We start from the raw sequence: 21,239 nt of genomic DNA, 5'->3' as shown, positions 1-21,239 counted from the left end.
ACGGTGGGATTCCTCGACACGCTGCTGGGCCGCACGAAACCCGTCGAGCCCAATCTCGACGTTCTCTTCGCGATCCCGTCGGCCGCCTACACGCTCCAGGCCGCACTCGACCTTGCTCCCACCGGGGTGGGTGCGGTCTGTTTCAAGCCCGCGGAGGGCGCGGCAGCGGCACAGTCGCAGAGCGACATCCGCGCGCTGCTGGACCTCGACCCGACGCTGGAGGTCTCGATCAGCCGCGACGAGTTCGGCTTCACCTGGGTCACCTGCGCACAATCTCCCGTGGACCTCGCGGCGCTGGTGACCGGCCTGCACGCGATCAACACCACCCTCGTGGACGCCGGCTTCGGCCCCTTCCTGCTGTGCACCGTCGTCGGGTTCCACACCTCCGCCGCCGAACGCCCGCGCCGGGTCGGGCTGGTGTACCTGTTCAAACGCGGTTCGGTCTACCCGTTCGCGCCCGCCGGTGCCCAGACTCGGGACACCGCGCTGGAGCTGCAGGTCCGCGCCGCCCTCGGCGGCGAGCTTCCGATCGAACCCGAACTGGGGCGATGGTTCCCGATCTGGGACGCCCCCGTGCCCTGAACCAGGCGGCGCGCCGCGTACGCCGGCGGCACCGAGGAACACCCGCGGGTGGCCGCGGACCGTGGTCTGGGCCAGGACGAGGACGAGGAGCAGCAAGGACAAGGGGCGGCAATGGACACACCGCGCGGTGCGATCGTCGTCGGCGTCGACGCGAGCTCGGAGGGCCGGCGGGCGCTGGACTGGGCTGCCGCGGCAGCAGTCCGCCGGAAGGCGCCGCTGCATCTGGTGCACGCGGTGTTCACCGGGTTCACCGAGTTCCCGCCGACGCCGGACGAATACCGGCAGCTGCGGGACAACGCCGAGCATCTGCTCGCTAGCGCGCAGACCCGGGCGGGGTGGGCCGGAGCCATCCCGATGAGCACCGAACTCGTCGAGCAGTCCGCGGCCGCGGCACTGATCGCGGCGAGCCGGCGGGCCGGCATGGTCGTCGTCGGCTCCCGGGGGCACGGCGCGGTGTTCGGGCTGCTGATCGGCTCGGTGACCCAGCACGTGAGCCAGCACGCCGAATGCCCCGTCGTCGTGGTGCGGGAACCCGCTGATCCCCAGCAGCGCCGCATCGTGGTCGGTGTCGACGGCTCTCCCGGAAGCAACGAGGCGATCGGCTTCGCCATCGAGACCGCCGCCCATGACGGCGCTCCGCTGGTCGCGCTGCACGGCTGGCGCGACCACAGCGTCGCGACGACCGGCACCGGATCCCCGGCCTGGTCGAAGACGCTCGACCGCATCGCGGCCGGGAATCGGCTGCTCGACGACGCGCTCGCGCAATGGGCGTCCGAGTATCCGGAGGTGGAGATCACCCGCGAGGCGATCCCCCTCCATCCGGCCCGGATGCTCGCGGACGCCTCCGAGCACGCGGCCCTGGTCGTGGTCGGTTCGCGCGGTCGCGGGGAGTTCACCGGGCTGCTGCTCGGCTCGGTGAGCCAGTCGATGCTGCACCACGCCCGCTGCCCGGTCGCCGTGGTGCGCTGACGACGCCGCGGCGGTGACCGGCACGGACATGCCGGGCCTGGCTGTCACCGGCCCAGGTCGGGCTCGCCGCAATGCTCGGCGATCACGGATCGCGCCGTGCGTTCCACCGCGACGGCGGCGTCCCAGCCCCCGTCGGTCGCAGTGATCGGCTCACCGACGGCCAGGTGGACGGCACCCCGGCGGATGATCGCACCGTGATCGGGCCACATCATCGCGCGGGTGCCCGAGATCGCGACCGGCACGACCGGGAGCCCCGCGCTCGCGGCGATCACGAATGCACCGGTGTGGAACGGGCGCAGGCCCGATACCGGCGAGAGGCTGCCCTCGGGGAACAGCACGAGCCGCTCGCCGCCGCGGGCGGCGTCGGCGAGGCGCTGGGTATCGGCCAGAGCCTGTTCCCGGACGGCCCGCTCGACGAACCGGGTGCCGATGCGCCGTAGCAGGAACCCGATCAGCGGCTTGGTCGCGAACACCTCGCCCGCCACGAACGTGTAGCGGCCGGGCAGGGCGGCGGCCATCGCGATGCCGTCGAGGTAGCTGGCGTGGTTGGCGACCACGACGCAGGCCGGAAGCTGCGCGAGGCGATCGGCACCGGTCGCGGTGATCCGGGTGCCGGTCAGCCGGGCCAGGCTGCGGGCCGCCCGCCGGGTGACGGTCTGGCGGGCGGCGAGGCCGGGAAGCAGCGCCATGGCGATCAGCGTCGGAAGGCCCACCGCTACCAGCAGCGACCAGCACCACGCGGCGAACGCCACGGTCGAGCCGATCCGGCCGACGCGGCGCAGCCGGGGCAGCACCGCCCGCGCGGCGAACCGGGCCAGCTGCCACCACACCGGGCGGTGGGAAGCCCCGAGTTCGCCCCGTTCGTAGCGTTCCCGGCTGGCCGCTCGCCGGATCTTGCCGCTGGAGGTCTTCGGGACCACCCCCGGCCCGACGAGCACGACGTCGTCCGCTGGTGTGCCGAGCAGGTCGACGGTGACCGCGATGATCCGGGCACGCATCGCGGCGAGCGCCGCGGCGTCGGTCTGGCGCGTCTCGGCCAGGACCACCAGGCGTTCGGTGCCCCCGGCCTGCCCGGGGGTGGCGAAGACCGCGACGCAGCCCTTGCGGACCCCCGGGATCTCGCCCACCGCGTGTTCGAGCTCGTCGGGGTGCAGGTTGCGGCCGGCCCGGATGATCAGATCCTTGACGCGGCCGGTGACGTACAGCTCGCCGCCGTCGAGGTACCCGAGATCACCCGTGTCGATCCAGCCGTGCCGGGTGAGCGCCCGGGTCGCCTGCGGGTTGCGGAAGTATCCGGCGGTGGCGGAGGGACCGCGGAACTCGATCCGGCCCTCGCGCCGGTCGCCCAGTTCGTTGGTGGCGGCGTCGACCACCCGGATCTCGTGGCCCGGGATCGGCCGGCCGCACGCCACGAACCGCAGCGGGTCCGGGTCGTCGTCCGCGGCCGGGGTGGCGCGCCCGGTGCGCAGGAACTCCTCCCGCGCCACCCGGTCCACGATCGGCTGGCGGCCGACCGGCGGGAAGGTGAGGCCGACGCAGGCCTCGGCGAGCCCGTAGACGGGCGCCAGCGCGCCGCGACGCAGCCCGTAGCGGCCGAACCGCTCGGCGAAGCGTGCGACGGTGGTCGCGTTCACCGGCTCGGCACCGTTGAACGCCATGCGCAACGAGCTGAGATCGAGTCCCTCCACCTCGGCGTCGCCGATCTTGCGCAGGCACAGCTCGTAGGCGAAGTTCGGCGCCGCGGACAGCGTGCCGCGGTGGGTGTGGACGGCCCACAGCCACCGCGACGGCCGGCTGAGGAAGGCCACCGGCGACATCACCGCCAGCGGCAGCCCGAAATACAGGCTGGACAGCCAGGCGCCGATCAGGCCCATGTCGTGGTAGAGGGGAAGCCAGCTGACGAAGACGTCGGACGCGCAGACCTGGGCGGCCTTGCCCATCGCCCTGATGTTGGCCAGCAGGTTGGCGTGGGTCAGCACGACGCCCTTGGGGTCCCCGGTGCTGCCCGAGGTGTACTGCAGCAGGGCGGTGTCGGCGGCGCTGCGGCGGACGACGCGCGTTTCGCCGTGGCCGCTCAGCTCGGCAGGGGTCAGGACGTGGCGCACCGACTCGACGTGACCGCGCAGCAGCCGGGCCGGCAGAGCCGCCTCGGGATCGGTGATGAGCAGGCGGGCGCGGGCGTTGTCGAGGATGCGTGCCTGACGGCGAAGGTGCTCCGCGAGCTGGGACGGCCGCGCCGGTGGGTAGATCGGCACCGGGACGCCCCCGGCCAGCAGTATTCCGGTGAAGCCGGCGAAGTAGTCGCGCCCGGTGGGGAGCATGACGGCGACCGCGTCGCCGGGACGCAGGTCGCGGGCGAGCAGCCCGGCGGCCACCGTGCCCGCATCGCGGCGCAGATCGCCGTAACTGACCGGTTCCTCGGTCTCGTCACCGAGCAGGCGTAGGTGGACCCGGTCGGGGTGGGTGCGGGCATGCCAGCACAGCGCCTCGGTGAGGGTCGCGATCTCGTCCGGGATCCGGTGGACGCGTTCGGGAACGTTGTGCCGCACCCGGGTCTGGCGCGGTTCCCGCCGCGGCGCCCGCCGTACGGCGGCGAGGACGTCGCGGGGCACCGTGGCGGTGGCCAGCACGCCACGCTCCAGGCTGACGCCGAACGTGTCCTCGATGCGGGCGAGAAGCTCGGCGACGGCGAGGCTGTCCAGCCCGAGATCCCGGTCCAGGGCGCTGTCGAGGGTTGCGGACGCGGCGCGTTCGAGGGTGTGGCGCTCGGCCACGAACTCCCGCAGGACGGCGAGCAGCAGGGCCTCGTCATCCGAGACCGCCGCGAGCTCGGTCCCCGCCATCTCGCTCCTCCAGGTGGTCGAGACGATCGGTCCGGCACCGGGCCGCGGTCACCCGCGCGCCCGGTCCGCCCTGACCTGCCGCACCGCCGCCGCGAACTGCACCCCCTGGAACAGCCCCTCCAGCCAGCCGATGAGCTGGGCCTGCGCGATGCGCAACTCGGCGTCGGACACCGCCGCACCGGTGTGCAGGGCCGGCGCGACGCGGGTGAACTCGGCCCGCAACACGGCGGGCAGGCACGCCTCCAGCTCAGCCACCGCACGGTCGTAGGTCGCGGTCAGCCGCTCACGACTGCGGGCGTCCAGCGGCATCGCGCGCGTCTCCTCGAGCAGTTGCTTGATCATGCTGCCCAGCCGCAGCAGCTTGGCGGGGTCGGGAAGCGCGGCCGGTTGCGCGCTGTCGAGGTCGGTACTGCTCATGACAGCGACGCTAGGAGCACCACTCCGCCCAGGAGCAGGAGGCGAAGGTCCCCCGTCGACGGGCCGAGCGCGCCCGCCCGGCAGCGGACGCCGACGGCCTGCGTCAGCCGTCGCCGCGATCCCACTCGACGACGAGGCGACCGCCGCCCAGCCCGACCGTGGTACCGAGCGCCGCACACGCAGAACGGAACAGCCGGGCGCTCCAGGCCGTCTCCACCGGATCGGCGAGGCGCGTATGGCAATGGTCGAGTGCCAGCGGGACCGCCTCCAGGCGCGTGGGCCGGCCCTCGTCCACCGTGACCAGGAACAGCAGCCCGAGGTCGTTCGACGCCTCGGGGTCGGTGACCGCGACACGGAGGAAGTCACCCAGGCTGTAGAGGATCCCGTCACCCACGCCGTGGACCGAATGGGCGGAACAGCCGGCCACCAGCCCGGCCCCCGCCTCGCGGAACGCCGCAGCAGCCCGCTGCACGTGTGGGACCGGTGCGGTCACGAAGCTCGGGCCCCAGCGCGGCGCCACCACGACCACATCCGCGCTGATCTCACCGACGATCTTGAGCAGCTCCGCGGGCGGCCCGTCGACCAGGTCGGCGAAGGCGACGCCCGGCCGGTGCGGCCCTGCCGCACCCTGCGCCGGCTCGTCGGTCACCGCGACGACACCCACGCTGACCCCGCCCCGTTCCAGCATCAGCGGCGACCACGCGGCCGCGCCGTCCGCTCCCGCCCCCACCCACGGGATCCCGGCGGCCTCGAGGTAGCGGAAGGTGTCGAGCAAGGCGTCGACACCGAAGTCGAGCATGTGCTTGCTGGCCAGCGTCACGCAGTCCACGCCCAGGTAGCTCAGCACCTCGGCGGCGGCGGGCGGCGCGCAGAACAGGAACGGCGCCTGCGCGTCGGACCTCGGTCTGCCGTGCCCGGAGATGGCACAACCCAGGCTCAGCAGCAGGAGGTCGGCCTCGCGGGCGATCGCGACGACCTCCTCGGCGATCAGAGCGGAGGGAGCCCGCGCCGCGAGCCGCTCCCCTGCCCTGCCACCCAGCACGGTCTCACCGGCCAACGCCAGTTTCATGGCACTGCCTTCATGACACAGCCGTACCGCGACACTGCCGCACCGCGGCCGCTCCCCGGGCGCTACCCGGCGACACGATCCGCGAACGGCATGCCGCTACCTCTCGCACGCCGGCGTTCACGCTGCGCCAGGACACGGACCGCGGAACAGGGGCGTTGGTCCCGGCTGGGCCTGAGAACGGCCTCGGGGCCCGGCGGGGTGGGAGGCAGACCTGGCGCAGGGGCCCCGCTTCGCGATCGGCCGTCCGGGGAAAGCGGGGACTTCCTCCCGGCCGCCCACGACGAAGGTCCCTACGCCCGCCGGGTGTCGGCGGGCAGCGTGGGGCACGAATCCCGACCTCTCCCCACAGGAGTCCGTCCGGTGAGCATGCCGTTGACCGGCGCCGTTGCCGGTTCCGCCCCCGAGGGCATCACCAACCCCCCGATCGACGAACTGCTCGACAGGGTGTCGTCGAAATACGCGCTCGCGATGTTCGCGGCCAAACGGGCGCGTCAGATCACCGACTACTACTCGCAGCTGGGCGAGGGCCTGCTCGAGTACGTCGGACCGCTCATCGAGCCCGGCCCGCGGGAGAAGCCGCTGTCGATCGCGATGCGCGAGATCCAGGGCGGCCTGCTCGACTACACCGCGGGCAGCTAGCCCGGCGGCCGACCCGGTCCTGCTACGTGTCGGTGCGGTGCGCGGCCGGCAGGGCGGATGTCAGGAGGCGTTGCCGCGCGAGACGCTCGACGAGCTCCGGGAGTGCGCCCTCGGGTGAACCGCTGAGATCGTGACGGCAGCCGAAGACGACCCGGCTGACGACGTGTGGCCGCAAACGGCCGTGGAATTCCGCGGTGAGGCGGCCGATGGCTCCGGCGACCGATATGTCGTGTGTCCGGCCGGATGGTGGGGCCAGCGTCATGGGTACCTTTCATGCAGACTGTCACCGAGTGACAGTGACGGCGATGTTCGGGTGCGCGGCTGCACTCGACTCCGCCGTCGGCGTACGGGGCTGCCCGCACTGCCGGAGTGGACTCGCAGCCGGCTTTGCGCCACCGTCGTGCACCGCCCGGTGAGGCGGTAGGGGCGAAGGTCCCGGCGACGCGGGCGTCCGGGGTCCGGACCGTGGCCGGAGCACTGACGACGACACGACCGCCGAGGAGACACTGGGGCGTGCTCATCGTCGTGGTGCTCGTCGTGCTCTTCGTCGTCGTGGGCGGACTCATCGCCTTCGGATGGATCAGCAGCGCCCGACGATCGGGCTAGTACCGTGCCGAGCCCGCCGGCACTAGCCGTCGACACGCTGGTAGTTGTTCTCCAGCTCGTCGAAGACGATGTGCGCGTCGCCGCCTCCGCGTTGCGCACGTACGACGAGGTCCTCGTCGAGCGTGCGCACCCGGTACTGCCATCCTTCGGGCAGTTGCAGGCGTTCCCCCAGCGTGGGCAGTTGCTCGAGGGTCAGGCTCGGATCGACATGCTGAGAACAGCTCTGCATGACATGGACGTTCCCCGTGGGAGCGACCAGTTCATACACCTGCTGCCCGCGGGCGAACACCCATTCCGTGGTCCGCCCGACCGTGAGCTGCGTGTAGGGCGGCCGCTCGCTGCCGAGGAACAGGTCCAGGTCGGGGACGTGGACCGTGGCCACGGTTCGCATGGGGATGTCCCCCACCGGGGTGACCTTGCCCTCGTCGAGAACCTCGGCCGTTGCGCTGTCCATCACAGCGCGGCGCGGACCGTTCATCCACACGGCGTCTCCATGGAACGCGACCTTGAGCACATCGGGGTCCAGGGCCCGGAATCGTGCGTCGAATTGCGTGTCCGACATGTCGTCAGGAAGACCGAGATTGTTGTAGCAGACGCCGATCGCCCCGGCCCCCTGCGCATCCTTGGTGAACACGACGATCTCGGCATGGTGCGTTCCACGGAGATCGTCCGATGTCAGACGGACGGTGCCCTGGCCGGTCGGCGTCGTCATCGCGTTGCCTCGTCTCCGGATCGATCGTGTCGGACGACGCTGACGCCGGACGTCTGGAGGTCCGGCGAGGCGAGAACCGTCCGTGATGTCCGCATCCCGTCTCGGGGCACCCTCGCCCACCGCGGCTCCGGGTACATCACCCCGACCGGATGAGCAGGTGGCGGATCCCGTGCGAACCTCGCACACTCCCCGATCCGGCGACGAGCGCCTCCCTCACGGGCGCGGCTCGTCGTGGAAGACCTGGCGCGCCCAGGTCGCGAAGGAGGTCCAGCCGATGCCGGGCAGCTCGCTGCGCAGGGCCGCGAGGTCGACCTGAAATCCCGGTCCGCGCAGGAACTCCCACATCGCCCGCATGTCGGGGTTGCCGATCGCGCTGATCGGGACCTCTTCGTGGCGGACCTCCCGGCCCAGCGCCGCGGTCAGCGCGGCCGCCATCTCGGTGGCGGTGGGCTCGTCGCCGGCCAGTTCGATCCGCCGGCCGGTGAACTCCGCGGGCGCCGCGAGCACCTGCGCAGCGACGCGTCCCAGATCAGGTCTGGCCAGCTGCTGCAGGCGCCGGTGCGGTGGCAGCGGTAGTGGGAGTACCCCGGCGCGGATCTGCTGCCCGCCGGCGAGGGCGTTGTCGAAGAAGTAGGTCGGCGCGATGATCGTGTACGGGATGGCGCCGGCGGCGAGTTCCCGCTCGATGATCGCCTCGCTCTCGAAGTGCGGCACACCGGTGCCCTGGTCGGCCGCGGCGACGGAGGCGAACACCAGGTGCCCCACGCGCGCCTCGCGGGCTGCGGCGAGGATCGCCCGGCCCTGCGCGACCTCGGCGTCGGGCCCGGACTCGAAGGGCGTGGTGAGCGCGAAGACCCCGGCGACCCCGTGCATGGCCGCGGCGAGCGCCTCCCGGTCGTCGAACGCGCCCGCGACGACCTGCACTCCGCGCCCGCCGATCCGTCGGGCGGAGGCCGAGCCGGGATCGCGGACCACCGCCCGCGCCGACATGCCGTCGGCCAGAACGGCGTTCAGGACCGCACCGCCCTGCCCGCCGGTCGCGCCCAGGACCAGCACGGGCGGCTCCCGGTTCACGATCTCTCCTGGTCAGCGCCGGGCGCGGGCGTGCTCCGGCCGGCGAGGAAGCATCCGACCGGGATGGCATCGGCCCGCCCGCGGCCCGGCCGGATCGGCGGAGGAGCCACCGGCGCGACCGCCGGACCACACATGGCCCAGCCCGGCGGCCGGCATTACTCCGGTACCCGGCCTCGTACCACCGCCGGCAGCAGTGCGGGTGGTGCCGGCGACCCGGCCGGATGGGTGCATGCGAAAAGCGGATCGTGCCCGCCGAATGACGCTCTGGTCCCGCACCCCTCCGTGTGATTACTTGTGTGAGCCCGATCACGCGGCCGCACTGGAGCGACTTCCCTCGCGGCTGCTCCACGCGAGCACAGGAGGGACCGAGTGGCCGGCAACTCCACCGAGTCGGGGCGATCCGTCACCAGCAAGATCACCTCGATCCTCATGACCTTCACCGAGGGCAGCGAGCACTCGCTGACCGAGATCGCCCGCCTCGCCGGGCTCCCCCTCTCCACCGCGCACCGGCTCACCTCGGAACTGGCGTCACGGCGCCTGCTCGAGCGCACCGAGGACGGGCTCTACCGCGCCGGGCTACCGCTGCGGATGATCGGCACCGGCGACCCCTGCCCGCCCAGCGTCGCCGAACGCGCGCCGTGCGTGCTGGAGGACCTCGCCGAGGCCACCCGCAGCCGGGCCCGGCTGGGCGTGCTGCACGAACTGGACGTGGCCTACATCGAGAAGCAGCCCGGGCACCGGCCCGTCTCGGGCTTCACTCCCGCGGCCGTCCTGCCCGCGCACCCCACCGCGCTCGGTCGCGCGCTACTCGCCTTCTCCCCCACCAGCACCGTCGAGATGACGATCATGCGGGGTCTGCGGCCCTACACCCCGCACACCGTGACCTCACCCGACCGCTTCCGGCGCGCGCTGGCGACCACCCGGCTGACCCGCGTCGCGGTCACCCGATGCGAGCCGAACACCGCCGAGGTCGCGATGCCCGTCTTCGGCCCGGGCGGCGAGGTCGTCGCGGCGCTCGAACTGGCGGTGCATGACCTCGGCACGGAGTTGCAGCCGGTGATGGTGGCGCTGTCCATCGCCGCCCGCAGCCTGTCGCGCGAGCTGGCGGGTCCGGCGCGACCGACCCCGACGGCGCCGCACCGATCGTCGCTCCAGCCGGTCGTGCCGCGCCGGCCCGCCGTGCTCGCCGCCAGGGACTGAAGCGGCAGGTCAGGTCCGGACGTAGTCGCCCGGCCCCTCGCCCAGTACCGGGTGCACCCGGCTCCCGATGGGTGGCGGCTCGCCCAGCGGCCCGGAGTGTTCGGCCGACCAGGCGGCCCAGTCCTCCCACCACGACCCGCCCCGCCGCGAGGCCGCGGCGTGCCACTGCGCGGCGCTCGCCGGGGTGTCCTCGGCCAGCAGGTGCCACACCTTCGGCCCCGGCGGGTTGACGATCCCGGCAATGTGCCCGCCGCTGCTCAGCACGAACCGCACCGGGCCGCTCAGCAGACCCGTCGTCTTGTAGGCCGACTCCCACGGGACGATGTGGTCGTTGATCGCGCTCACGACGTAGGTCGGCGACTTGATCACGCTCAGGTCGATCACCTTGCCGGCGATCTCCAGCGTGCCGTCGGCGAGCTTGTTCCGTATGTAGAAGTTCCGCAGGTAGAACGCGTGCATGGCAGCCGGCATCCGGGTGCTGTCGGCGTTCCAGGCGAGGATGTCGAACTTCGGCGGGTCCTGGCCCATCAGCCAGTTGGACACGACGTAGTTGAAGATCAGGTCGTTGGCGCGCAGCACGTCGAAGGTGCCCGCCATCGTCCTGCCCTCGAGCGTGCCCTCCTTGCGCATCTTCCTCTCGAGCCGGTCGACGGTGCGCTGGTCGGTGAAGGCGCCCAGCGCCCCGGGCTCGGCGTAGTCGAGCATCGTGTTGAGCAGCGTGAGGGCGCCGATCCGGCCGTCCCCGGCCTGCGTCAGGTAGGCCGCGGTGATCGCGGTCAGCGCGCCGCCGAGGCACAGCCCGACGATGTCGATCGTCTGGGCGCCGGTGATGTCGGAGATGACGTCGAGCGCCGTCTGCGGGCCGTACACCAGGTAGTCGTCCATCGTGGTGCCGGACATGTCCTTCGACGGGTTCTTGTAGCTGATCGCGAAGACGGTGCGGCCGTGCTGGACCGCCCACTCGATGAAGCTGCGCCCCGGGGCCAGGTCCATCACGTAGTACTTGTTGATCCACGGTGGGCTGCACAGCAGCGGCGCGGCGTGCACCTTCTCCGTCTGCGGCTCGTACTGCAGCAGCTCCATGAGGTCGTTGCGGTACACGACCTTGGACGGCGTGACCGCCAGGTTGCGGCCCACCTCGAAGCCGCTGGTGTCGACCTGCCTGGGGCGGCCGTCGTTGTGCATCAGGTCGTCGACGAAGTGCTGGGCACCCCGGGCGAGGCTCACGCCCAGGGTGTCGAACGCGCGCTTGAGCGCAGCCGGGTTGGACGGCAGGAAGTTCGTCGGGGCGACGGCGTCGAGCAGCAGGTCCAGCGCCATCGCCGCCTTCCTCGCCGTGTCCGCCTCGAGCGCCGCCGACCCCACGACGTCACGGGCGAAGCGGCACGCGGCCAGGTAGGACAGCCGCATCGACCGGAAGACGGGGTTGCCCGTCCAGGCCGGGTCGCTGAACCGCCGATCCTTCGGGTCGACCGGGACCGGCAGCTCGACGTCGCGGCCCAACCACTGCGACGTCACCGCCACGGGGATCCGCGCCAGGTCCGTCGCGAGCTGGAGCGCGGCCCTGGCCAGCACCGTCGGGCTGGTGAGGCTGGACTGCAGGGCTCTGCCCAGTGCGGCGCCGAACCCGGCGGCGTCCAGGTCCTCGAACAGGGCTGACTCCGGTCCCAGCACGCCCGCTGCGCGCTCGGCGACCTCTCGGGGTGTTTCCGGCGACTCCTGGGCCATGCCCCCATCCTGACGCGCGATCGGCCGGCCGCGGCCGTCGTCCCGCTGGCCGGAAGCCCGGACCGTACGGGCCGGCGGCAGCCCACCGCCGATCGCGATCGGCGGGCCGCAGGGTCATCGGCCCGGTTTCCGTCGGCCCGGGCCGACGGGCTGGGAACGGTCCGTGTGCGTGGCGGTGTCGAGGTGCGACGATTCGGCGCGGGGCCGGTCGGGGGTCGCGGGGCCGCCACCCGAGGGCGGTCGTGGATGGTCGAGGGCCTGCTCGTGGGCCTGCTCGAAGGTGATGATCCGGTGGCCGCGGTTGTGCGAGAACCACAGCGCGCGGGCCCAGGTGTAGAGCGTCCCGAGCCGGTTGCCCCAACCGATCAGGTAGGCCACGTGGATGAAGGCCCATATCACGTATCCGACGAAGCCGGTGAACCTGAACCCGAACGCGTCGGCGACAGCGCTGCGGTGGCCGATCGTGGCCATCGACCCCTTGTCGAAATATCTGAAGGGCTCGATCTGCTGGTCGCCCGCCAGCCGGGTCTTGATCACCTTGCCGACGTACCTGCCCTCCTGCATCGCGGGCTGGGCGACCCCGGGCAGGTTGTTCAGCGACACCATGTCACCGATCGCGAAGACCTCCGGATGCCCGGCGAGCGTGCAGTCCGGGTTCACCGGGATCCGGCCCGCCCGGTCGGTCTCCACGCCCACCTGGCCGGCCAGTTGCGCGGCCAGCGGCGAGGCCTGCACCCCGGCCGCCCAGATCCGGGTGCGGGCCCTGATGACCTCCTCGCCGTCGGGTCCCTCGGCCGTCACCGACTCGTCGTCCATGTCCACCGCGAGGGTGTGGAGCCGGATCTCGACACCCATCTGCTCGAGCCGCCGTTGTGTGTACCGCTGCAGCTTCGGGTCGAACGGACCGAGCACGGCTCCGGCCCCCTCCAGCAGCAGGATCCGGGCCTCGGTGGTGTTCACCGATCGGTAGTCCTGGGGCAGCACCGTGTGCGCCAGCTCGGCCACCTGCCCGACGAGCTCGACACCGGTCGGGCCCGCCCCGATCACGACGAACGTCAGCCACTCCGCGCGCTCCTGCGGGTCGGTGGCGAGCTCGGCCATCTCGAAGGCCAGCAGGATCCGGTCGCGCAGGTGCCGCGCGTCCTCCACCGTCTTCATCCCCGGGGCGTACTGCGCGAACTCGTCGTGGCCGAAGTAGGAATGGGTGGCCCCGGTCGCCACGACGAGCGTGTCGTAGGGCAGCTCCAGCGCCCGACCGTCCGGCCCTCGGCGCGAACGACCTTGTTCGCCAGGTCGAGGTCGTGCACGTCGGCGAGCAGCGCCCGCGCGTTCTTCTGCTTCTTGATCACGCTGCGCAGGGCCGGGGCGATCAGCCCGGGCGGCAGGATGCCCGTCGCCACCTGGTAGAGCAACGGCTGGAACAGGTGGTGGTTCGTGCGGTCCACGACGGTGATGTCCACGTCGGCGCGCGCCAGCGCGCGGATGACGTTCAGACCGCCGAACCCACCGCCGACCACCACAACCCGGTGCCGCCGGTCCTCGGTCGTCATCTGGTGACCTCCTGCTCCGGGTCAACGGTCAGGGCCGAGTTCGCGGGCCGCCCATCGCGAAACGGCGCTGTGCGCCGGTGGGACGCGGTCGGGTCGCTGCAGGGCCGCGATCAGCTCTTGAGCTGCTGTTGCAGGGCGCCGAAGACGACCTCGGAGGTCTCGCGGACGAAGTTCGCGTGGGCGGTCGCGAGCGTGCTGACCCATTCCTGCCCGGTGTTCTTCGCCGCCTGCTCCTCCAGGTCGAGCATGTTCCTCAGCATGCGCTCGTAGCCCTCGAGCCAGGCCAGCCCGTTCTTCTTCGCCTGCTCGGCGACGCGTTCGCCGAGCTCTCGGACGCGCTGGGCGGCCGCTTCGATCTCCGCACTGACGTCGGGTGTGGTCATGCGAGTGACTCCTCGGGTCGGGTGCTCTGCTCCTCCGCGGTCGCGGCGGGCGTGCCGGTTGTGCTGCCTCTTCCCGCGCCGTACCTCTGGTCGGTTCCGGCCGACTCGAGGCCGAGTCAAGCACCGCCCACCGGCGGCACGGGCTCGCCCGCGCGGGTTTCCTGCTGAGTGGGAGTGGCCGCCCGGCCGTGGCCACGACCGCGCCGCCGCGGGCACCATGACCTCGTCCCCACCCGGTCGTCGCCGAGCGCGGCACCGGCGAGAAGGGCGCGGATGGCGGGCGGCGGCACGCAGTGGCGGGGACGGTCGGTGATCAGCACGGTCGTCTCGCTGCTCGACGCGTTCACCCCGCCACCCGGCGCTGTCGCTCGGGGACCTGGCCCGGATCACCGGTCTCCCGGTGTCGACGACCTACCGGCGGGCCTCGGAACCGGTGGCGTGGGGCCGCCCGGCGGCGCCGCGGGCGGCGGGCGCGCTCCCGTTGAGCGAGAGCCGTCCCCCGCTGCGCCACCGTCTTCGGGACGAGCGAGGAGGCCTTTCGTGGCGGGTGGAGCGATGCAGTCCGGGCGGTCGGGCTAGCGTCCACCGGAGTGCACGCGCCCGGCGGCCAGGTAGCCGCCGCCCATCGCCACGTCCTGCACGGCGAGTCCCGGCACCCGGTCGGCCAGGTGCGACCACGGCCGGTCGAAGCCGGTGAAGTCGCGCACGAACGGGGCGTGCAGCGCCAGCACGCCGGCGTTCACCGCGACCGCCCAGGCCGGTGCCCACTTGCCACCGCCGGCCGCCACCCAGCCGCCGCGCAGGTGCGCGAGGACGTTGTCCAGCGCGGCGCCGGACTGCAGGACATCGTGCACGGCGCAGAACAGGGCGTGATCGGCGACGGCCGGCAGCTCGGCGTCCTCCACCGCGGACTCGACGAGCACCACGTTGTCCCAGCCGTGTGCGGCCACCCGCTCGGCCGCCACCTCGAGCATGTCCCGCGAGGCGTCCACGCCGATGATCATGCCGCTGGGCCCGATCCGCTCGTGGAGCAGCGCGAAGCACAGGGCGGTGCCGCAGCCGACGTCGAGCACCACGTCGCCGCGTTCCAGCGGGAGAAGATCGACCAGGCGGCGGCGATACTGCGCGAAGGCGGCGGTACGGGAGTCGTAGATCGCGGCGTCGCGCCCGTAGGCGGACAGCATGGACCGGGTGGTCTGGGGCATGTGGCCCCTCTCGGTGGCGCGGGCTGCCCGGCAACGGCGGACAGCGGGCGAACGAGGTACGGACGCGCGCCGCAACGGCGACCGACTCGATGGGCACGGCACGACGGTGTGCCCGGCCATCGTTACGGGCTACGCCCCGGTACGGAAGCCCCGCAGCGCGTGTCCGCGGACAACGCGCGATGGAACTGCTCGAACCGGCGGCGCCACGGCCGTACGCGGCAGCACCGGAACGTGCGGCATGATCCCCGACGCACCGTCGTCACGCGATCCCGGGTAGTTGATACGGCACGCACTCGCTTCGTTACCCTGCGGAATCTCAACCCCGCGGAATTCGACCCGATGAGGACTTCATGGCGCTCGCAGTGGTCCTGGCCAGCATGCCCGACCTTCTACAGCGGACCTTGTCCGAACACGTCCCCGACTCGCAGGGGCGGTGCCGGGAATGCCGAGCACCATCGGGCCATTCGGCGGCCTGGCCGTGCGTCATGCGTCAGACGGCCGAAGAGGCGCAGGACATCCGGGCCGGCGGTCTTCCCGGCGCCCACCGCTCCCGCCGGTGAGCGGTCCGGCGTAGGCCCGCGACCACTGCGGCGTCCCTCTGGCGATGTCGGGACGGTTCGCCGAACCGTTTCCGCGGCGATTCGACGCCGAAACCTCGGTGATACCGCATAACGCGCCGGGCACCCGGCTGGTGCGGGGTCGCGAGCGAGGTGGAGGACGCAGACGTCCACGTGAATCACCCCGTTGTCCGCCCGCGACGGCCGACATCGAAGATCGACGAACCGATACTGCGAGCGATCTGATGCACCTGGTCGGCCTCGCGCAGCAGATCGAGAACGGCGTCGCCGTCGCTGATCCGCGACGCGATGCTGTTCAACGACGTGCTGACGGTCAGCAGTTGGTTCATCACGTCGGGGCTCAGCTCGCGCGCGATGCGATCGCGGTCGGCCTGCAGCAGCCGCAGCTCGTCGTTCAGCCGGGCCCGGGCCAGCTCCAGCGCCAAGCCGGCGTGACCGGCGAAGGCGTCCATCATCTCGACCTCGCCGGAGCTGAACGGGTCGCGCCTGTGAGTCCGGCAGACCAGCAGCACTCCGCGGACCTCGTCACCACCGAGAAGCGGAGCCGCCACGGCCGGCCCGACCGCGGGCGCGCGGACCGCCGTGTTCGACGTGCGCGGATCCGTGGACGCATCGACCACCAGCATGGTGCGCCCGGCCTCCACGGCCAGGCCCGCCACCGTGCGTGCCACCGGGATGACATGGCCCTCCCAGCCTTCCAGAAGGCTGCCCTCGGCCACCGCGAACTGCAGGGTGCCGGCCTGCTCGGTGGGCAGCAGCAGGGCAGCGGCGTCGCTCCCGCTGAGCCGGTAGGCCATCAGCACCAGGCGCTCCAGCACCTCGGACGGTTCACAGCCGCCCAGCAGATCGGTCGTCATCTGGGTGGAGGCCGCCTGCCAGGCCTGGCGGCGCTCGGTCTCGGCGAACAAGGTGGCGTTCTCGATCGCCACGCCCGCGGCCGAGGCCAGCGCCAGCACGAGTTGCTCGTCGTCGTCGTCGAACTCCCCACCCCCATGCTTCTCGGCCAGGTAGAGGTTGCCGAACACCTCCTCGCGGGCCCGGATGGGGACACCGAGGAACGACCGCATCGGCGGATGATGTTCGGGAAAACCCACCGACGCCGGATGATCCGCCAGACTGCGTAACCGCAACGGCCGCGGATCGTCGACCAGCAGGCCCAGCACGCCCTTACCCGCGGGCAACGGCCCGATCCGCTCGACCGTCCCGGCGTCCATCCCGGTGTGGATGAAACGGGTCAGCCGGCCCTGGCTCACCACACCGAGGGCGGCGTAGCGGGCATCGACCAGCTCACCGGCGGCGGTCACGATGTGGGTGAGAACCTCCTCGAGGTCAACCCCGCGCGCCACCTCGTGGTTGGCCCGCAACAGGCCGCGCAGCCGGCCCTGGGCGGCGAGCACCTCCTGGGCACGCTCGATGAGCTGCTCGAGCAACTGGTCCAGCTCGAGCCGGGCTGCCGCGAACGGGCGGTCGGCGGCACCCGCGCGCGGCCCCTGCAGTGATGCCCCGGTCGCATCCATCTGCATCGCCACCAGCCCCCCAGGCATATCGGCATCCGGGCGCAGTCAGGCCTGATCGCGGCAGTCCCTCAGCGTGGGGTCACGTTAAGGCGCCGCGCCCGGCATGAGGAAGCGTTCGGCTGCCGGATACTGCGAGACGCGCCGGGGCGCGGCCGTCGCGAAAGAGGACTTCGGGGCGGGTTCGACAGACCATCAGACCCCTTTCGAGCGCCGGAGCCGGGGTCGAGGCTCGGATGATGACCGAGCACGACAACGAGCGGGCACCGTCCGCCCCGCACACCCGCCTCGCGACCCCACCGCCGACCAGGAACGACGATCCACTGCTGAGCGAGATCATGACCACCCGGCTGGTGGCCATCGTCGCGACGGCACCGCTGTCGACGGCGATGCAGGTGATGGCCTTGGCGGGGGTGCGACACCTCCCCGTCATGGACGGGCACCGGTGCCTCGGATTCGTCATCGAGTCCGATGTGGTGCGCTGCCTCGCCCGCGATCCCGAACCGCGGACCAGCTTCCTACCGGTGCTCGTCGGCCACATCTACCGGCAGACGGACCCGCTGCCTGCCGGGATGCGCCGCTCCCACGCAGCCCGGCGGATGTTCGAGACCGGCCTGGACGCGGTGCTCGTGGCCGATCAGGGCCGCTTGCTCGGGATCGTGACCGCGACCGACCTGATCCGCTCGCTGGCCCGGCAGACACCGGAGGCCCGCGGGTAGCAGTACGGCCGATCGGCCCATCATCGGCCGGCGTGACGATTGGACACGAAACCCCGGGGTAACTTGGGGGAAACAATCCAGCCGGATCGCAGGTCCGAGGGTCCGGTTTCGGTGCGGAGGGCGGATGGACCGAGCGGGCTCGAGTGTGGCGCCGGGCCGGGAACACGTGATCACGCTCCCCGGCCGCGGGCAGACCCGTGTCTGGGACTCTCCCGGCCCGCCGGGCGCAGCCACCCTGGTACTGCTGCACGGGGTCACGCTGACCGCGGCCCTCAACTGGTCCGGCGTCATCCCCGCCCTGCGCCGGCGCTTCCGGGTGCTCACACTCGATCTGCCCGGACACGGCGACGGGCTCCCCGGCTCCCCCCCGTACCGGCTGGAGGACTGCGCCGATGACGTCGCCGGGATCGCGGCCGAGCTCGGCATCGACCGGCTGATCCCGGTCGGGTACTCCATGGGCGGGCTCGTCGCGCAGCTGATGTGGCGCCGGCACCGCGAGCTCACCGCCGGGCTGGTGCTGTGCTGCACCGCCCGCAACGTCTCGGGTTCACCGTGGGAGCGGTCCGCCGCGCTGATGCTGCCGGGCGTCACCGCCGCCGCGGCGTGGATCCCGGCCGTGCACACGCTGGGCGCCGACGTCGTCGGCGCCGGCCTGCTCGACCGGGGCACCGAACCGATGGCTCGGCACTGGGCCCTCGCGCAGATGCGGCGCACCCGGCTTCTCGACGCAATGGCCGCCGTGCAGGCGGTGTGCGGGTTCACCTCACACGAGTGGATCGGTTCGGTGGACGTCCCCACCTCGGTCGTCATCACCCGGCACGATCGGGTCGTGCCGCCGCGCCGGCAGTGGAAGCTGGCCGCCGCGGTGCCCGGCTGCGTCGTCCACGAGATCGACGGCGATCACGGAGTCTTCCTCGGTGCTCCGGCCCGATTCACCGCGGTGCTGCTCCGAGCGTGTGCAGCGGCCGCCGGCAAGGACGCACCATCCCGCAGCGCGTCCTCGGCATAGCGGGCGGGTCCCCGGCGGAGGCGGCGGCCGAACGGCCCGGCCGCGGGCGGCCACCACGAGGAAGGCGATGCGCCGTCCGCCACCGCCGCGCGCTCAGCCGTCCTTGCGTGCCGCGTTCGCCCGCCCGGCGCGGGTCGCCTCCTGTGCTGCGTCGGTCGCCTTCTGCGTTGCCTCCTGGACCGTGTCGGCCGTGTGCCGTGCGGCGCGGCCCATGGCGTCGAGCATCGGAGTGCCGACGGTGAGCAGCGCCTTGGTGAACTCGCGCTGTGCGGTGAGCGCCTCGCTGGCGGCGTCGAACCACACGTCGACCAGGTGATCCGGGCTCGGAACCTCGCCCCGGCCGGCGCCCATCCCCAGGACCGTCTGCACGGTCTCACCCCAGCTCCGCAGCGCGGTCGACATCGCCTCCTGGCCTGTCTTGGCGGCGGAGGTGAAGTGCTCCTGGGATGTCGTCGCGGTCATGACTGGACTCCCCACTGCAGGGTCGTGTGCTGTCGCGGGTCGGGCCGCTGCCGGATCGGGTCGGGATCACCGGCCCCGCCGACGCGGACCCTGCGACCGGCGCGCCGGAGACCTCGACGAAGCTGCAGGGATCTCGGCCACGTCCACCCGTACCCCAGACCGTACGGGCCGGCCGGTCTCGCACAAGCCCGGTGACGACACGTCACGAGAACGCAGCACGCTGTTGCTCCGCCCGCCGCGCGTTCGGGCCTGCGACGTGATCCGGCCGGGGTAGCCATCCGTCGCGACACCGCCGATCGGGCCTGCGGCCGGCGCGCTCGGATCCACGATACCGGCGTTCGGCGGCCGCCGTGCTCGTCCGGGCGGTGGTCGACAACCACCCGGACGAGCGGGCACGGCTGCTGCGCCCGCAACCGAGAGACCGGCGGACCGAGAGTAGGGGCGCCGGCCCGGGACCGGGGCGACGCGAACGTGAACGGCGGCGGTCGAGTCGACACCGGCGGGGCCACGTTCGGGACTGCCGGCCGGACGACCGCTCGGGGGCGGTGGCGGTCATCCGGCCGGCAGCGACACTCCCGTCGGAACCACCACGTTCCGGCGGGAGTCACGCCGGGGAGCGCACCCTGTGCAACGCACGGCCCACCTCCAGGTCACACCCGTTGTTGATCAAGGCGCCGAGCGGTTGCGGAGGGCCGCCCAGCGGCAGGGGCCCTGGCGCCGGATCCAAGCCCTTCCGCGGTGCACACACCCTGCGGACACACCTGGTCCCGCAACCGCTGCGCCGGCATCCGAGCAGGTGGACGGCCCGATTCCCACCGTCCGCCGGGCGCGGTCGCTACCGTGTCCAGGTGAGCTCACACAATGATTCGTCGCGCCCGGCGGAATCGCTCACCGTCACCGTCCGCGTCCGCGAGGACGGCATCTGCGTGGTGACGGTCGCCGGCGCGGTGGATCTGCTCACGGGCCCTCGGCTGCAGGCCGCGGTCAGGGAGGCCCTACTCGGCTCGTCGGCGGTGTCGGTGGTCGATCTGACCGACGTGTCGTTCTTCGGCTCGCACGGGGTGCAGGTGCTGGCCGAGGCCGTTCGCGTGGCTCACCGGCTGCGCGAACCGCTGCGCCTGGTGGTGGACGGCAACCGGCCGGTCATCCGGCCGATCCAGCTGACCGGGTTGGACCGGATGCTCGCGCTGTACCACTCCCTCGACGACGCCATCGCCGGGACCGGGCGGATTCCCCCGGGATCGGCATAGCGCCGAACGGAGTGCCTCCCACGACGACGGAGCGAGCGGCAACGGCGGCACCATGACACCGGGGCCCCGCAGCGCGATGCTGCGGGGCCCCCGGAATCGCCATTCACCAATAGTGGCGGCGAGGGCCGATTGCCCGGCCGACGCCGCCGGCAATGGCCAGAACAGCACCGACAACGAGCAGGATGATGCCCAAGGTCCACAGCAGGGAGATCTTCAGCAAGAACCCGAGAACGAGCAGCACAAGCCCAAGGATGATCATTCGGAACCCTTTCCGGAGGTCGACGGCGAGCACACAGTAGGTGTGTGCCCCGCCGGCTGCCGGATGAAGCACGACAACCGTCCGCGACCGCCCGGGGTCAGGTCCGGGCGGTCCGGGAAACGAGCCCTGATCGCCCGGCCGCCGACCGCCTCCCGGCGGCGCGGAACGGCGCCGTTCCGCAGCCGCCACATGCCCACTGACCTGGCCGGACACGCGACGGTTCCGGTCGCGGCAGGACCCCGGGCCACCGTGACCGAGCACATAGTTTGACATCGGCGTTACCGATTTCCGGGATCGCGATGCGTGCCGATGATCACTCCGTGCGCGTTACGGAATCGAGACCTTTCCCGGACCGTTACTCACCTGACGGGCCATATCCGCCGAATCACCGTCGGCGGGTGGCCTGCAGGCAGCCGGACGGCCAATCCGCGAAGCCGCGCGGGGCGTGATCGCAGAACCGGCCGAATCACG

Annotated in this window: 20 protein-coding genes; 7 read left to right on the top strand and 13 right to left on the bottom strand. The window is 72.3% G+C overall.

The features are described 5' to 3' along the window. Positions 1-3: 3 nt before the first annotated feature. Positions 4-582, top strand: a complete 579-nt coding sequence (gene pspAB, locus HF526_RS17960) for a PspA-associated protein PspAB (protein WP_169382619.1) — start codon at positions 4-6, stop codon at positions 580-582. A 48-nt stretch (positions 583-630) separates the two neighbouring features. After that, complete coding sequence (locus tag HF526_RS17955) at positions 631-1,551, top strand: universal stress protein (protein ID WP_169382618.1); 921 nt, start codon at positions 631-633, stop codon at positions 1,549-1,551. Positions 1,552-1,595: 44 nt separating this feature from the next. On the opposite strand, the gene HF526_RS17950 is transcribed toward HF526_RS17955, so the two are convergent. The 3 genes from HF526_RS17950 to HF526_RS17940 form a co-directional block, all read right to left on the bottom strand. After that, a complete protein-coding gene (locus HF526_RS17950) occupies positions 1,596-4,394 on the bottom strand; it encodes an AMP-binding protein (RefSeq protein ID WP_169382617.1) in 2,799 nt (932 codons plus the stop codon). A 48-nt stretch (positions 4,395-4,442) separates the two neighbouring features. Further along, the gene (locus tag HF526_RS17945) at positions 4,443-4,811 is read right to left on the bottom strand and encodes a proteasome activator (RefSeq protein WP_169382616.1); all 369 of its coding nucleotides are present in this window, start codon (positions 4,809-4,811) and stop codon (positions 4,443-4,445) included. Positions 4,812-4,914: 103 nt separating this feature from the next. Then, positions 4,915-5,880, bottom strand: a complete 966-nt coding sequence (locus HF526_RS17940) for a CapA family protein (RefSeq protein WP_169382615.1) — start codon at positions 5,878-5,880, stop codon at positions 4,915-4,917. A 366-nt stretch (positions 5,881-6,246) separates the two neighbouring features. Here HF526_RS17940 and rpoZ point away from each other — a divergent pair, with 366 nt between their 5' ends. Then, complete coding sequence (gene rpoZ / locus HF526_RS17935; protein ID WP_169382643.1) at positions 6,247-6,519, top strand: DNA-directed RNA polymerase subunit omega; 273 nt, start codon at positions 6,247-6,249, stop codon at positions 6,517-6,519. Positions 6,520-7,147: 628 nt separating this feature from the next. On the opposite strand, the gene HF526_RS17930 is transcribed toward rpoZ, so the two are convergent. Both HF526_RS17930 and HF526_RS17925 read right to left on the bottom strand, forming a co-directional pair. Next, positions 7,148-7,837 carry a hypothetical protein gene (locus HF526_RS17930; protein WP_169382614.1) on the bottom strand — a complete coding sequence of 230 codons (690 nt, stop codon included), beginning with the start codon at positions 7,835-7,837 and terminating at the stop codon, positions 7,148-7,150. A gap of 213 nt (positions 7,838-8,050) precedes the next feature. Beyond that, positions 8,051-8,911 (bottom strand): NmrA family NAD(P)-binding protein, encoded by an 861-nt coding sequence (locus tag HF526_RS17925; RefSeq protein ID WP_169382613.1) that lies wholly within the window; start codon positions 8,909-8,911, stop codon positions 8,051-8,053. A 369-nt stretch (positions 8,912-9,280) separates the two neighbouring features. Between HF526_RS17925 and HF526_RS17920 the strand changes: the two genes are divergently transcribed. After that, a complete protein-coding gene (locus tag HF526_RS17920) occupies positions 9,281-10,111 on the top strand; it encodes an IclR family transcriptional regulator domain-containing protein (protein WP_169382612.1) in 831 nt (276 codons plus the stop codon). 9 nt (positions 10,112-10,120) lie between these two features. Here the strand turns inward: HF526_RS17920 and HF526_RS17915 are convergent, their stop codons facing one another. The 6 genes from HF526_RS17915 to HF526_RS17895 all read right to left on the bottom strand — a co-directional run bounded on the left by HF526_RS17915 (position 10,121) and on the right by HF526_RS17895 (position 17,099). Next, positions 10,121-11,839, bottom strand: coding sequence for a PHA/PHB synthase family protein (locus HF526_RS17915; RefSeq protein WP_169382611.1), 1,719 nt, complete (start codon positions 11,837-11,839; stop codon positions 10,121-10,123). A 114-nt stretch (positions 11,840-11,953) separates the two neighbouring features. Next, positions 11,954-13,060, bottom strand: coding sequence for an NAD(P)/FAD-dependent oxidoreductase (locus HF526_RS17910; protein ID WP_211177408.1), 1,107 nt, complete (start codon positions 13,058-13,060; stop codon positions 11,954-11,956). Beyond that, positions 12,994-13,389, bottom strand: a complete 396-nt coding sequence (locus tag HF526_RS36435; protein ID WP_211177407.1) for an FAD-dependent oxidoreductase — start codon at positions 13,387-13,389, stop codon at positions 12,994-12,996. Before HF526_RS36435 ends, HF526_RS17910 begins: the two co-directional genes overlap by 67 nt. 110 nt (positions 13,390-13,499) lie before the next feature. Next, complete coding sequence (locus HF526_RS17905; protein ID WP_169382610.1) at positions 13,500-13,772, bottom strand: hypothetical protein; 273 nt, start codon at positions 13,770-13,772, stop codon at positions 13,500-13,502. Positions 13,773-14,347: 575 nt separating this feature from the next. Then, the gene (locus HF526_RS17900; protein ID WP_275404070.1) at positions 14,348-15,097 is read right to left on the bottom strand and encodes a class I SAM-dependent methyltransferase; all 750 of its coding nucleotides are present in this window, start codon (positions 15,095-15,097) and stop codon (positions 14,348-14,350) included. Between the two features lie 616 nt (positions 15,098-15,713). Then, positions 15,714-17,099: a GAF domain-containing protein gene (locus tag HF526_RS17895; RefSeq protein ID WP_169382608.1), complete on the bottom strand. Its 1,386-nt coding sequence runs from the start codon at positions 17,097-17,099 to the stop codon at positions 15,714-15,716. Positions 17,100-17,308: 209 nt separating this feature from the next. Here HF526_RS17895 and HF526_RS17890 point away from each other — a divergent pair, with 209 nt between their 5' ends. Next, the gene (locus HF526_RS17890) at positions 17,309-17,788 is read left to right on the top strand and encodes a CBS domain-containing protein (protein WP_169382607.1); all 480 of its coding nucleotides are present in this window, start codon (positions 17,309-17,311) and stop codon (positions 17,786-17,788) included. Positions 17,789-17,912: 124 nt separating this feature from the next. Further along, entirely contained in the window at positions 17,913-18,797 is an 885-nt protein-coding gene (locus HF526_RS17885) for an alpha/beta fold hydrolase (protein ID WP_169382606.1), read from the top strand. A gap of 93 nt (positions 18,798-18,890) precedes the next feature. On the opposite strand, the gene HF526_RS17880 is transcribed toward HF526_RS17885, so the two are convergent. Beyond that, positions 18,891-19,259: a hypothetical protein gene (locus HF526_RS17880; protein WP_169382605.1), complete on the bottom strand. Its 369-nt coding sequence runs from the start codon at positions 19,257-19,259 to the stop codon at positions 18,891-18,893. Positions 19,260-20,107: 848 nt separating this feature from the next. Here HF526_RS17880 and HF526_RS17875 point away from each other — a divergent pair. Further along, positions 20,108-20,509 (top strand): anti-sigma factor antagonist, encoded by a 402-nt coding sequence (locus tag HF526_RS17875; RefSeq protein WP_169382604.1) that lies wholly within the window; start codon positions 20,108-20,110, stop codon positions 20,507-20,509. A 103-nt stretch (positions 20,510-20,612) separates the two neighbouring features. Here HF526_RS17875 and HF526_RS17870 read toward each other — a convergent pair whose 3' ends face one another. Beyond that, positions 20,613-20,801: a DUF6131 family protein gene (locus HF526_RS17870; protein ID WP_169382577.1), complete on the bottom strand. Its 189-nt coding sequence runs from the start codon at positions 20,799-20,801 to the stop codon at positions 20,613-20,615. Between the last annotated feature and the right edge of the window lie 438 nt (positions 20,802-21,239).

The sequence above is a fragment of the Pseudonocardia acidicola genome, from assembly GCF_012911935.1.
Lineage (GTDB): Bacteria > Actinomycetota > Actinomycetes > Mycobacteriales > Pseudonocardiaceae > Pseudonocardia > Pseudonocardia acidicola.
This window is presented reverse-complemented; position numbering and strand designations above follow the sequence as displayed.